Origin of the sequence: Dokdonia sp. Asnod1-B02 (genome assembly GCF_045063955.1) — a bacterium.
Lineage (GTDB): Bacteria > Bacteroidota > Bacteroidia > Flavobacteriales > Flavobacteriaceae > Dokdonia.
The window spans coordinates 3052443-3065550 of the sequence record NZ_JBEFNW010000002.1 but is presented as its reverse complement, the minus strand read 5'-3'; the positions used below and the strand labels follow the sequence as shown (position 1 = coordinate 3065550).

The window sequence follows — 13108 nt, the reverse complement described above, 5'->3', positions numbered from 1 at the left end:
ATAGATGTCAGTTTTAAGCGGTAAAAAAATACTTTTAGGAGTTACCGCTGGCATTGCAGCATACAAAAGCGCCAGTCTTGTGAGAGCATTCATAAAGGCTGGCGCTTCTGTGCAAGTAGTAATGACAGAGGCAGCAAAGGAATTTGTAACTCCACTTACATTGAGTACACTCTCACGTAATCCAGTACACTCTTCATTTACAATTGAAGGAGATGAGAATGCGGTATGGACTAATCATGTAGAGCTAGGCCTATGGGCAGATCTTATGGTGATAGCTCCTGCTACGGCAAATACACTCTCAAAAATGGCAAATGGCGCCTCAGATAATTTGCTTCTTGCAACCTATCTTAGTGCAAAATGTCCAGTGTATTTTGCTCCAGCAATGGATCTAGATATGTACATCCATCCTTCATCAGAAAATTCTTTTCAGAAATTACAATCCTATGGAAATGTGATGATAGAAGCCACAAGTGGCGAGCTAGCATCTGGTCTTGTGGGAAAAGGGAGAATGGCAGAGCCAGAGGATATCGTTTCATTTATAGAGAAAGATGTTCTTGATAAACTTCCATTTAAAGGGAAGCGAGTGATGATTACAGCCGGACCTACTTATGAAGCTATAGATCCTGTGCGTTTTATAGGTAATCATAGTAGCGGTAGAATGGGAGTAGAGCTAGCTCTTAGAGCGGCAAGCCTGGGTGCTCAAGTAGATTTAATTCTAGGGCCTAGTGCAATAAAAGTTACTAATAGTGCAATCACAGTGCATAATGTGGTCTCTGGAGAGCAAATGTATGATGCGGCACACGCTATTTTTAAAGATGTGGATGTTGCTATAGCATCTGCAGCTGTGGCAGATTATAAACCAGCTACTGTTGCTACAGAAAAAATAAAAAAGAATGATAGCTCAATGAGTATCGACTTAGTGAAAACTAAGGATATTCTAGCTTCTCTAGGTGAGATTAAAACACATCAATACCTTCTTGGGTTTGCATTAGAAACTCAAAATGAGATTGAAAATGCACGAAAGAAATTAAAGAAAAAAAATCTTGACGGGATTGTTTTAAATTCGCTTAATGATAAAGGTGCTGGTTTTCAGACCAAAACTAATAAAATTACGTTTATTGATAAAGAAGGTACCGCAACACCATATGAGTTAAAATCTAAGGCTGCCGTATCTATTGATATATTTGATAAAATAGCATCCCAAGTACTATGAGAATCTTTACATTATTAATAGTCTTATTGTTTTCTTTTAATTCAATAGCTCAAGAGCTTAACGCTGTTGTTGTTATTAATGCAGAGCAAACTAACAAAGCAGATCTTCAGGTTTTTAAAACACTAGAGAGATCACTTACAGAGTTTGTTAATAATACAAAGTGGACAGATCGCAGATTCAAACAGCAAGAGCGCATTGATTGTTCTTTTAATATTATAATCACTCAGCAAGAGGGAAATAATTTTAGAGCAACTGTGCAAGTAGGAGCATCGAGACCTGTTTATGGATCTAATTATGATACAGCTACTTTTAATTTTAATGACAAGCAGTTTGATTTTGAATATACAGAGTTTCAGCCTCTAATTTATAACCCTAATACGTTTGACTCTAACTTAGTTTCTGTGATGGCTTTTTATGCCTATACAGTTATTGGAATGGATGCAAATACATTTAAACTCAATGATGGGGATAAGTATTTTCAAGAAGCAAAGCAAATTGTTACTACAGCACAACCTAATAATCAGACCGGATGGAATCCACAAGATGGTTCTCAATCTAGATACAGATTAAACGAAGATTTATTGTCTCCTAACTTTAGGGAGTTTGCTGGAATCATGTATAGCTACCACCGTACGGGTTTAGATTTTATGGTTGATGATAAAAAACGCAGTAAGCAAACCATATCAACCACTTTATCTCAGTTTCAATCTTTATATAAGAAAAGGCCTAATAATTTTTTAACTCGTGTGTTCTTTGATACCAAGGCAGAAGAGATTGCATCTATATTCTCATCTGGACCCTCAGTTAATATAACATCACTTGTAGAAGTACTTAATCAAGTAGCGCCAACTAAATCTAATTTTTGGAGGCAGATTAAGTTTTAAAATTATTTTATCTAAAATAATCAGTGTTTAAAATTCCCGTCTTGCGGGAATTTTTCATTAGCTTTAATCGACATTTGTAAACGTATAATAGCACTAAGATTAATTAAATATTTATAACTATTGCTTACATCATTATCTATAAAAAATTATGCACTTATCCAGTCTGTTCAACTCAGATTTGATAAAGGTTTTACGGTGATTACTGGTGAGACAGGTGCAGGTAAGTCCATACTTCTAGGAGCACTTGGTCTTATTACTGGTAAGCGGGCAGATATGTCAAGCGCTGGAGATGCGACGCAGAAGTGCATTGTAGAAGGTGTCTTCCATATAGAAGGATATCAACTGAATCCTTTTTTTAAAGAGCATGATCTTGATTATGAAAATGCGACAATCGTAAGAAGGGAGATTCTACCTTCTGGAAAAAGCAGGGCTTTTATAAATGACACTCCTGTAACACTAGCACAGCTTACAATTTTAGGAGCAAGACTAGTAGACATACATAGCCAGAATAAAACTTTACAGGTAGTGGAAAATGATTTTCAATTTGAGATGATTGATACATTTTCAGACAATCTTAAATTACTTGGACAGTACAAAGAATCTTTTAAAGCTTGGAAACTCTTACAGAGCGAACTAAAAGAATTACTAGAAAGAAAAAAACAAGCACAGCTAGAATATGATTATCAATCCTTCCTTTTTACAGAGCTAGATGAAGCTTCTTTAAAAGAAGGGGAATATGTGGCGTTAGAAGAAGAGCTTAATACGTTAAGTAATGCAGACGAGATTATGCAGCAGCTTGCTACTGCTGTTCAAAATATTTCTCTAGATGAAAGTGGTGCAATAGACCAACTTACAAATGCAAGAGCAGCATTGTCAAGATTAAATAGCTACGGTACTCAGTATACAGCAATTTATGAGCAGCTTAATAGTGCGCTTTTAGAACTAGAAGATATAGGAGCATCATTGAGTGAGATGTCTGATGCGGTAGATGCAGATCCTCTTACGCTAGAGCGACTTAATAACAGGATGCAATTATTACATTCTCTACTCAAGAAACATCAAGTGGCCACAGTAGAGGAGCTTATCGATATTAGAAATAATCTTGATAATGATTTACAAGATATCGCAGGAGTTGATGATAAGATTCAAGCACTAGAAGATAAAATTAAAACGCAACATAACAAAGCAAGTACACTAGCAGCAAAGCTGCATAAGGAGCGCGCAACGGCAGCGCCGCATTTAAAGTCGCTGGTTGAGAAATTACTGATAGAGTTAGGAATGCCTAATGCACAATTTCAAGTGTCTCTAGCTACGCAAGAAGATCTTCATGCTTCAGGTAATGATGTATTGGAGTTTTTATTCTCGGCAAATAAAGGGAGTGAGCTCAAACCATTAGGAAAAGGTGCTTCTGGAGGAGAACTTTCAAGAGTTATGCTCGCACTCAAGTCAGTATTAAGTAAGCACAAGCAATTGCCTACGCTTATATTTGATGAAATAGATACTGGAGTAAGTGGAGATATTGCAGTAAAAATGGGTGGTATCCTTAAAAAAATGGGTCGTACTATGCAGCTTATAAGCATCACACACTTACCGCAAATAGCAGGACAAGGAGCTTCTCATTTTAAAGTGTATAAGAAAGATACAGATGAGCGCACACAAACCTTTATCGAGCAGCTAGATGAAGATGCTCGTATTGTTGAGATAGCGGCAATGCTAGGTGGTAATCAGCAAAGTCAAGCAGCAATAGACCACGCAAAAAATTTACTTAATTAGGATTGTTTACACAGAAACCACGATATTTACACTCTTCTAGCAACAACAAGCTAGGGAGGAAAACAAAACACATCAAACCATTAATAATATTATGAGTTATAATTTACTTAAAGGAAAGCGCGGAATTATTTTTGGAGCATTGGATCCTAATTCAATTGCTTGGAAAACCGCAGAGCGTGTGCACGAAGAAGGAGGGACTTTTGTTCTTACAAATGCACCTATCGCTATGCGTATGGGACAGATTAATGACCTTGCCGAAAAGACAGGTTCAGAAATCATACCTGCAGACGCAACATCTTTAGAAGATCTTGAAAACCTTGTAACTAAGGCACAAGAAATTCTAGGTGGTAAATTAGACTTCGTTTTACACTCTATTGGAATGTCTATAAACGTACGTAAAGGTCGTGCTTACACAGACCAAAAGTATGACTGGACACAAAAGGGAACAGATGTTTCTGCAATGTCTTTCCACAAAGTGATGCAAACGCTTTATAAGCAAGACGCAATGAATGAGTGGGGAAGTATCGTTGCTCTTACCTACATGGCAGCACAGCGTGTTTTTCCAGATTATAACGACATGGCAGATAATAAGGCATACTTAGAGTCTATCGCACGTAGTTTTGGTTACTTCTACGGTAAAGAAAAGAACGTACGTGTAAATACAATCTCTCAATCTCCTACACCTACTACGGCTGGACAAGGAGTAAAAGGATTTGATGGATTTATAGCTTATGCGGAAAAAATGAGCCCGTTAGGTAATGCTACTGCTCAAGATTGTGCAGATTATACTATTACATTATTTTCAGACCTTACAAAGCGTGTAACTATGCAAAACCTTTATAATGATGGAGGTTTTAGCAATACAGGTGTGAGTAACGAGGTGATGGAAGCCTTTATGAAAGCAGAAGGGCACGAATAGATTTTTATTTTTTACGCTTTCGCGAAAGCGTACTAAAAACACACTAAAACCATCGACACATCCTCGGTGGTTTTTTGTTGCTTACCCTTTGTGTAACCGTTAGCTTTGTCTTCTATGCAATTATCATATTCTTTTATTGTACCCGTTTTTAATCGTCCTGATGAAATTGCCGAATTACTAGCAAGTTTTGACGCACAAGAATCTACAATTCCTTACGAGATAGTAATTATTGAAGACGGATCTACAATCTCTTGTGAGGATGAAATTGCAGCATATCCTAATCTAAATATCACCTATTTACCAAAACCAAATTCGGGACCAGGAAGCTCTCGCAACTATGGAATGCAACGGGCAAGCGGTAATTACTTTATAATTTTAGATTCTGATTGCATATTGCCACCATCATATGTGGGCGTTATGAATGAGCAATTACAGAAAAAATATGTAGACTGTTTTGGGGGTCCAGACGCAGCGCATCCTGACTTCTCTAATTTACAAAAGGCAATAAGTTACAGTATGACCTCTCTGTTTACCACAGGAGGAATAAGAGGAGGAGGAGAAGATACAGGTAAATTCCAGCCTAGAAGTTTTAATATGGGTCTCTCTAAAAAAGCATTTGAAGCAAGTGGTGGTTTTGGGAATATTCACCCAGGAGAAGATCCAGATTTGGTGTTGAGATTATGGGAACTTAATTTTCAAACAGCACTTATTCCGCAGGCATTTGTATATCACAAACGCCGTATTTCTTGGAAGAAGTTTTATACACAAGTGAATAAATTTGGACTTGTGAGACCAATCTTAAATAAATGGCATCCTACAACGGCCAAAATAACATACTGGTTTCCTACACTCTTTATATTAGGGCTCATTGTGAGCTTAGGATTACTTTTTGTGGGCTATTATTTTGCAATAAGCTTTTACTCACTTTACACCGCTATTATATTTTTACATGCTTCTATTATTAATAAAAGTATCACTATTGGATTGCTTAGTCTAATAGCCACATTCATACAGTTTTATGGGTATGGCAAAGGCTTTCTGGCCTCTGTGATACATATTAAATGGTTAGGCAAGGAGCCTCGTAAACACTATCCGCACCTTTTTTTTTAGTACATTAGAGGGGTAAAACGATTTGTAATTTATGTCTAAGGGAATTAAGATTAATAGTGTAACTGCGCGAGAATTCTTTTTCTTTCTCTTGCTTACTACTATCGTTGCTACTCTTATCAAGCTCTCAAAAACGTACAGTACAGAATATGAAGTAGCATTAAGTGTTACAGATGTACCTCTAGATAGAACCATCCAGACTATTATACCGGAGCTCGTCAAAATACAGGCAGAGGGTTCTGGCTTCTCTTTGCTTACTAATGCGCTAGATGCGCCAGAGGTAGCTATTCCCTATGAGCAGTTACAGCGAGTGTCTAATAGGGAGTTTACGTTTGATACAAATGAAAACCAGCAGGTAATTAAAAGCGTTATTAATGGAGAGCTATCTATTATTGCGATGACACCTTCTCAAATTACTATAACAATAGACTCTGTTGCCTCAAAAAAGGTCCCTGTAATATCTAAGGCGAGCCTTCTCTATAAAAGTGGGTATGGAGGTCGAAATAAAATGACTATAGTACCCGATAGTGTTACCGTCGTGGGGCCTAGTTCTTTGTTATTAAATATAGAAGCTATACCTACAGAGCAAAAGGAAATTACAAATATTAATACAGATCTTTCAAACAGCGTATTGCTATCACTTGATGGGCTACCAGATGAGCTTAAGGTTTCTCATAAATCAATAACGTTCCATCAAGAAATCGCCAAGTTTACGGAAGGCAAGATTACTGTACCTATAAACGTATTAAACGACCCAGGTAAGCGTGTGAAAATCTTACCTAAAACAGCCGAAATTATTTATCTAGTCGAGCTTGAAGATTTTGAAAGTATAACTCCATCAGATTTTTTAGTTACTTGTGATTATGCCACAGCAAATAATGCCGATGCATATTTAACGCTTTCAATCGCTAGAGAACCTAAGGGAGTTAAGTCTGTAAGACTTATTAATAAGCAAGTTAAATTTATTGTAGTAAACTAAGAGTATGATTATTGTAGGTCTCACGGGTGGAATAGGAAGTGGTAAAACAACAATAGGTTCGTTTTTTAATGAACTAGGTGTTCCTATCTATATTGCAGACGTGGAGGCTAAGAAGCTCATGAATACAGATGAGGTTTTAATAAAGCAAATTTCATTTTTACTAGGCGATCAGTCTTATATAGACGGCAAGTTAAATAGAGCTTATATCGCAAACGAAGTCTTTAGTAGTCCTAAATTATTGAAAAGGCTTAATAGCATAGTTCATCCAGCGGTAAAAGCCCATTTTTTAAAATGGTCATCAGAGCAAAACGCTCCTTACGTTATTAAAGAAGTAGCTATACTTTTTGAAAACGGTGGTCACCTTGATTGTGATTATACTATTCTAGTTACTGCTCCAAAAAGCGATCGAATTAAACGTGTAATGAAAAGGGATCGAGCGTCAGAAAAAGACGTAATTAAACGCATGAATTCGCAATGGACGGATAATCGTAAGACCGCTATGGCAGATGTGCTCATAGAAAATGAGTTTTTGGAGTTGTCTAAAAGCGCTGTAAGTCGCATTCACACTCATATTATGACACGTATAGGTAAGGGCTGGAAGTAGTAAAATAGCTGCTTGTTAACATTTGGTTAAACCGAATCGGCTTCAAATGTTAAAATCTTACTTTTGGATAGTGAATAAAAAACTGTTTTACTTATTAATCATTCTTATGAGTCTTTCACTCATAGGAATCATCTTTGTTCAAGGCTACTGGATAACTAGTAGTGTTGAGACAAAGCGAGAGCAATTTAGCTTTAATGCTAGACAAGCATTATCTGCCGTTGTCGATAAAATTGAAAACAGAGAGTTAGAAGATTACTACTACCCAGTGCAGAATATGGTAGATAGTATAGGAGTGCCAGATGATCTTACGTTTGACGAGTATTTTTACCTAAATGAAGATCTAGTAAATAATGAACTTATTCTTTATACAAGCGGTATCCTTCAAGAAGATTTTAAGATAACAGCACCTGGTTTTATAGGTGAAAAAGGTGATAGTATTGCCTTTAAACGTTATGCAAACAGAAAGTCTACTCAAATTATAAGAAAGAATAATGTAGAAGGTGGAGAAGAAACCACTTCAAACAGAATTCAAGAGTTCTCAAGGCTTATTGACTATGAGAAATTTAGATTTTCTGATATAGTGAGTGAGATAGCGACTAAGATTCCTATTCATAAGAGACTTACTGCAGAAGAAATAGAAAGACTCTTAACAATAGAGCTTGTAGAGAGAAACCTAGAAACAGATTTTGATTTTGGAGTGTATAGTAATGATTTACTTACTAAAGTAAGGTCTGATAATTTTAAATTTAGAAAATCTGCTCCAGGCTATAGCGAGCCAATATTTCTTTATAATCAAGATTTAAGTGACTACTCATTATATGTACAGTTTCCAGGAGAAAAGAAATTTGTAATTTCTTCTATTTTAGGAATGGCTGGTTTGTCTATAATATTTACACTCATTATTGTTATAGCATATTCTAGTGCATTGCATCAACTTAATAAGCAGCGTCAAATCTCTCAAATAAAGACAGATTTTATAAATAACATGACGCATGAGTTTAAAACGCCTATAGCAACTATAAACCTTGCGCTAGATGCTTTAAAGAACTCAAAAATATCTACTAACCCTGAGAAGGTTAGTTATTATCAAGGACTCATAAGAGAAGAAAATAAAAGGATGCATGGTCAAGTAGAAAACGTGTTGCGTATTTCTAAACTTGAAAAGAACGAACTAGATATTCAAAAAGAGCGTTTAGATATGCACGAACTAGTAGAGGATGCTAGTAATCATGTTCTTTTAATAGTAGAAGACCGTGGAGGTTATATAGACCTTCATCTGGATGCAGATCGTACTCCGGTACTTGCAAACGAGTCACATTTTACTAATGTCTTAGTAAATATTATGGATAATGCTGTAAAGTATACTCCAGAGGATAGAGCGCCAGAGATTGATGTGTATACAGAAAACACAAAGGACTCAATTATCATCAAGATTCAAGATAAGGGTGATGGTATGACTAAGGCAGTACAGAAAAAAGTATTTGACAAATTTTATCGTGAGCATACAGGAGACATACATAACGTAAAAGGCCACGGATTGGGACTTGCCTACGCAAAAAGAATCGTAGACGACCACCAAGGAGAAATCTCCGTTGAAAGTGAAAAAGGAATGGGAAGTACATTCATAATCAAAATACCACTAATATCATATTAATATGGAAACTGAAAACAAAAAGATTTTACTAGTAGAGGATGATCCGAACTTCGGAACAGTTCTTAAAGATTACCTTATGATGAATGACTACAATGTCACTCATGCAAAAAACGGTATGGAAGGATTTGAGAAATTCAAGAAAGACGATTATGATCTTTGTATCCTTGATGTAATGATGCCATATAAAGATGGTTTTACACTAGCCAAAGAAATAAGAGAGAAGAATGAAGATATTCCTATCATCTTTTTAACAGCAAAAGCTCTTAAAGAAGATGTACTTAAAGGATATAAAGTAGGTGCAGATGACTATCTAAATAAGCCATTTGATAGTGAAGTTCTACTTATGAAAATAAAGGCAATCATACAGCGTAAGTCTGTTGATTCTGTTGCAGATTCTAAGCAGTTCGAATTTAATGTTGGTAATTTCCACTTAAATTCAAAACTACGTTTCTTAACGTATAAAGAAGAGGAGCCTATAAAATTATCTCCTAAGGAAAATGAGTTATTACGTATGCTTGCACTTCATGAAAATGATTTGATGCCACGTGAGCTAGCTCTAACAAAAATCTGGAGAGATGATAATTACTTTACATCTAGAAGTATGGATGTATATATTGCAAAACTACGTAAGTACCTTAAAAAGGATGACCTTGTAGAGATTTTAAACATACACGGAGAAGGATTCCGTCTAGTTGTAAAGAAAGACGACTAATAGCCAATATCGGTATAAACGATATTAGTGTACCTATTAAAACGTGCCACTCTAAGAGTGGTGCGTTTTTTTATTTATAAACGATGCTATTTCCTCAAAAGGTGTCTGGTAGTCAAACCAATTGATAGTCTCATCACGGCGATACCAGGTCATTTGTCTTTTTGCAAAACGACGGGTATTTGTTTTTATATTTTCAATAGCTCGTTCTAGAGTAACTGTTCCATCAAAGTATTCAAAAAGCTCTCTGTAGCCTACAGTTATAAGGGCGTTGTTATGCTTTCGCGAAAGCAAACTTTCTACCTCTTCAACCAGACCATTTTTAATCATAAGATCTACACGTAAATTAATGCGGTCGTACATAATTTTACGGTCTGCTTGTAATCCTATTTTGATAGTTTCAAAATTGCGCTTAGGTTTAGGTCTATTTCTATAAAATGAAAAAGGCTCATCTGCCGAAAGACATACTTCTAAAGCTCTTATAACGCGTTGTGTGTTCTGTATATCAACTTGCTCGTAATAGGTTGGGTCTTTTTCTAATAGAAGTTCCTGTAGCGCTTCAATACCTTCGTTCTCGTGTAAATCTTTTAGCTTTGCTCGTACACCGTCTTTTACTGGTGGAAACTCATCTAATCCATTAATAACGGCATCCACGTACATGCCTGAACCACCAACCATAACGAGTGTGTCGTGTTTTTTATGTAGTGCCGTAATTTTCTGGATAGCGTCTTTTTCAAAGTGACCCACACTGTAGTCTTGATCTACAGAGAGGTGTTGTATAAAATGATGCGGGGCTGCAGCAAGCTCCTCAGGTTCTGGAACGGCTGTGCCTATATACATCTCTTTAAAAAATTGTCTTGAGTCTGCAGAGAGAATCTCTGTTTTGAGATGCTGTGCAACTTTAATGGAAAGAGCAGTTTTACCTATTGCAGTAGGTCCTACGATGGGGATGAGGTATTTACTCATGTGAGACGTTAAGCGTGTGTCCGCATTTATGACAAAATTCGGCATCATCACGATGTTTCTTTGCATTACAGTTTACGCATGCTTGCGTGTTCATATGCACATAATCTTCACCATCTATTGTGATTTTTTCTGAGCTCATGTCTTTTGCATATTCTGCGCTTACAATACCTGTAGGTACTGCGATAATACCATATCCTAGAATCATGATGACAGCGGCAATGAGTTGTCCAAGTGGAGTAACGGGTGCAATATCGCCAAAACCTACCGTAGTGAGCGTTACAATACACCAGTAAACACTTACAGGTATGCTTGAGAAACCACTTTCTTCACCTTCAACCATGTACATGATAGTACCAGCAATTATACAAAGAATGAGTACGGCAAATAAGAAAATACTAATCTTGGCTCTACTATCTCGTAGTGCTTTTGATAACTTGTTAGACTCACCTACGTATCTCGTGATCTTTAAAATTCTGAATACTCGTAAGAGGCGGAGTGCTCTTACAGTAAGTAAAGCATTTGAGCCTATAAAGAAAAAGGCTAGATATTGTGGTATCGTTGAGAAGAAATCGATGAGACCATAAAAGCTGAAAATATATTTTGTAGGCTTTTTTATCGTTATAATTCTCGCAAAGTACTCTAGCGTAAAGAAGATGGTGATAATCCATTCTCCTACTTCAAATACATCATGATATTTTGCATCTATACTTTTTACACTCTCCAGCATTACTAGTGCAATACTAGCAAGTATGAGAATGAGAAGTACCACATCAAACAATTTTCCGGCAGGCGTGTCTGCCTCGTAAATAATATCGTGCAGTTTTCTGCGCCAAAATGATGTGCCCTCTTTTGTCAAAATATATAGTTGTTATACAGAAGCTTAAAAATAGTATTTTCTGTGCTAGTTAGTAATCTGGTCTAGCGGAATAATCTTAAGTCGCTTTCTACTACGACAATAACTCTGGATAATGTGTCTAGCATCTCTATTATCTTCCATAGGAGTTATAATAGATTTAAGTGTCTCTATATCGTTGAGTTCAAAATCAGGTTTGTAATAACCTATTCCCATAAAAACACCATCTTCTATAAGTACTACAGAGCGTTCAATTGAGGTACGACCACGCTCCACGATTACCATACTCTTGTTTTTGTAGCTATGCTTGTCTAGAAAAGCTTGCACACGCTGGTTGTATGATTCTGGTGATTCCTCACCTATACAAGCGCCATTGCATTTTTTAATAGTGTAATTAAAGCAGTTGCCACTCTTTTCATTGTACAGTGTCTTATTCTGGCATAAATCATACGAGTCGATAATGCGCTCTAGATTAGCCTTTGCACTCATAGAGTTGCTATAAGTTGTTATAGATTCCTTGCGGCCATCTGCTCTTTCGGTCTTGAGGTGTATATAGCCTTCACTATCTGTATAGTGAGTGAGCTGTACCTTAAATTTAGTTCTGCGTAAGGCTCTATTAAACTTTGGCTTATTGCCCTTTATTTCTTCATTTTCCTTTAGAAGTGCAATGAGTTCGGTGCCTGTAGTCTGGTAGGTAACCGTTTCTACCTGATCTTGTATTTGCTTACTCTTACGATTATCGTTGGTAAAATGCTGCGTAAGACGTTTTTTCATGTTTTTACTTTTGCCTATGTAAATGATGGTTCCATTCACATTGTGCATAAAGTACACGCCAGTCTCAGAAGGTACACTTCTTATGAGGTCCTTAAGTTTGGTGTCCATATGCTTTTTTGGGAAAGAGCGTATGGCTTTAGTTATAATTGTCTTTTCTGGGTCTTTCTCTAGGAGTAACTTAAAAAGCTTTACTGTGGCAATAGCATCTCCATCTGCTCTATGTCTGTTAGACATCGCGATTCCTAGTGCCTTCGTTAACTTGCCTAGGCTATAGCTATCATGACCTGGCAGCAATTCTTGAGAAAGCTCTACAGAGCATAGCGTTGTTCTTTCAAAAGGATATCCAAGCCTGTCAAATTCTAGACTTAAAATGCGATAGTCAAACTGGGCATTATGAGCAACAATAATACATCCCTCGGTGATTTCAATAATACGCTTTGCTATCTCATGAAACTTTGGAGCATCTTTTAACATCCCGTTATTAATGCCAGTAAGTCCTACTACAAATGCTTGTATAGGGCGTTCAGGATTAACGAGAGTTATAAACTGATCAACAACTTGATGTCCGTCAAATTTATAAATGGCGATTTCTGTGATACCTTCTTCGTTGTACTTACCGCCAGTGGTTTCTATGTCTAGTATTGCGTAAATATGCTATTTTTTAAAATTCCAG

12 protein-coding genes are annotated in these 13108 nt (G+C 36.6%); 9 read left to right on the top strand and 3 right to left on the bottom strand.

Going from position 1 to position 13108, the window contains the following annotated elements; translation table 11 throughout:
- Positions 1 to 4: 4 nt before the first annotated feature.
- The 9 genes from coaBC (at position 5) to ACJJVU_RS13675 (ending at position 9845) form a co-directional block, all read left to right on the top strand.
- Positions 5 to 1213 (top strand): bifunctional phosphopantothenoylcysteine decarboxylase/phosphopantothenate--cysteine ligase CoaBC, encoded by a 1209-nt coding sequence (gene coaBC / locus ACJJVU_RS13715; protein WP_405226509.1) that lies wholly within the window; start codon positions 5 to 7, stop codon positions 1211 to 1213.
- A complete protein-coding gene (locus ACJJVU_RS13710; RefSeq protein WP_339847869.1) occupies positions 1210 to 2097 on the top strand; it encodes a DUF4835 family protein in 888 nt (295 codons plus the stop codon). The genes coaBC and ACJJVU_RS13710 overlap by 4 nt, the downstream gene beginning before the upstream one ends.
- 120 nt (positions 2098 to 2217) lie before the next feature.
- Complete coding sequence (gene recN / locus ACJJVU_RS13705) at positions 2218 to 3870, top strand: DNA repair protein RecN (RefSeq protein WP_298326456.1); 1653 nt, start codon at positions 2218 to 2220, stop codon at positions 3868 to 3870.
- Positions 3871 to 3961: 91 nt separating this feature from the next.
- Entirely contained in the window at positions 3962 to 4789 is an 828-nt protein-coding gene (locus ACJJVU_RS13700; RefSeq protein WP_298326453.1) for an enoyl-ACP reductase, read from the top strand.
- A 114-nt stretch (positions 4790 to 4903) separates the two neighbouring features.
- Positions 4904 to 5899, top strand: coding sequence for a glycosyltransferase (locus ACJJVU_RS13695; RefSeq protein ID WP_405226504.1), 996 nt, complete (start codon positions 4904 to 4906; stop codon positions 5897 to 5899).
- Positions 5900 to 5930: 31 nt separating this feature from the next.
- Positions 5931 to 6875, top strand: coding sequence for a hypothetical protein (locus tag ACJJVU_RS13690; protein ID WP_405226501.1), 945 nt, complete (start codon positions 5931 to 5933; stop codon positions 6873 to 6875).
- Positions 6876 to 6879: 4 nt separating this feature from the next.
- Positions 6880 to 7479 (top strand): dephospho-CoA kinase, encoded by a 600-nt coding sequence (gene coaE, locus ACJJVU_RS13685; protein WP_405226498.1) that lies wholly within the window; start codon positions 6880 to 6882, stop codon positions 7477 to 7479.
- Positions 7480 to 7585: 106 nt separating this feature from the next.
- Complete coding sequence (locus tag ACJJVU_RS13680) at positions 7586 to 9133, top strand: HAMP domain-containing sensor histidine kinase (RefSeq protein WP_298326439.1); 1548 nt, start codon at positions 7586 to 7588, stop codon at positions 9131 to 9133.
- Between the two features lies 1 nt (position 9134).
- Positions 9135 to 9845: a response regulator transcription factor gene (locus tag ACJJVU_RS13675; protein WP_013749909.1), complete on the top strand. Its 711-nt coding sequence runs from the start codon at positions 9135 to 9137 to the stop codon at positions 9843 to 9845.
- Positions 9846 to 9896: 51 nt separating this feature from the next.
- Here ACJJVU_RS13675 and miaA read toward each other — a convergent pair whose 3' ends face one another.
- The 3 genes from miaA to ACJJVU_RS13660 are packed head-to-tail and all read right to left on the bottom strand — an operon-like array spanning position 9897 to position 13086.
- A complete protein-coding gene (miaA, locus tag ACJJVU_RS13670; RefSeq protein WP_405226494.1) occupies positions 9897 to 10808 on the bottom strand; it encodes a tRNA (adenosine(37)-N6)-dimethylallyltransferase MiaA in 912 nt (303 codons plus the stop codon).
- Positions 10801 to 11664: an ion transporter gene (locus ACJJVU_RS13665; protein ID WP_298326428.1), complete on the bottom strand. Its 864-nt coding sequence runs from the start codon at positions 11662 to 11664 to the stop codon at positions 10801 to 10803. The genes miaA and ACJJVU_RS13665 overlap by 8 nt, the downstream gene beginning before the upstream one ends.
- A 45-nt stretch (positions 11665 to 11709) precedes the next feature.
- Positions 11710 to 13086, bottom strand: a complete 1377-nt coding sequence (locus ACJJVU_RS13660) for an exonuclease domain-containing protein (RefSeq protein ID WP_405227527.1) — start codon at positions 13084 to 13086, stop codon at positions 11710 to 11712.
- Positions 13087 to 13108 lie beyond the last annotated feature (22 nt).

Excerpts from the sequence above, each read along its gene's own strand:
- coaE (WP_405226498.1), top strand. The coding sequence starts at position 6,880 with ATGATTATTGTAGGTCTCACGGGTGGAATAGGAAGTGGTAAAACAACA.
- ACJJVU_RS13680 (WP_298326439.1), top strand. The coding sequence starts at position 7,586 with ATGAGTCTTTCACTCATAGGAATCATCTTTGTTCAAGGCTACTGGATA.
- ACJJVU_RS13710 (WP_339847869.1), top strand. The coding sequence starts at position 1,210 with ATGAGAATCTTTACATTATTAATAGTCTTATTGTTTTCTTTTAATTCA.
- ACJJVU_RS13700 (WP_298326453.1), top strand. The coding sequence starts at position 3,962 with ATGAGTTATAATTTACTTAAAGGAAAGCGCGGAATTATTTTTGGAGCA.
- ACJJVU_RS13690 (WP_405226501.1), top strand. The coding sequence starts at position 5,931 with ATGTCTAAGGGAATTAAGATTAATAGTGTAACTGCGCGAGAATTCTTT.
- ACJJVU_RS13675 (WP_013749909.1), top strand. The coding sequence starts at position 9,135 with ATGGAAACTGAAAACAAAAAGATTTTACTAGTAGAGGATGATCCGAAC.
- ACJJVU_RS13695 (WP_405226504.1), top strand. The coding sequence starts at position 4,904 with ATGCAATTATCATATTCTTTTATTGTACCCGTTTTTAATCGTCCTGAT.
- miaA (WP_405226494.1), bottom strand. The coding sequence starts at position 10,808 with ATGAGTAAATACCTCATCCCCATCGTAGGACCTACTGCAATAGGTAAA.
- coaBC (WP_405226509.1), top strand. The coding sequence starts at position 5 with ATGTCAGTTTTAAGCGGTAAAAAAATACTTTTAGGAGTTACCGCTGGC.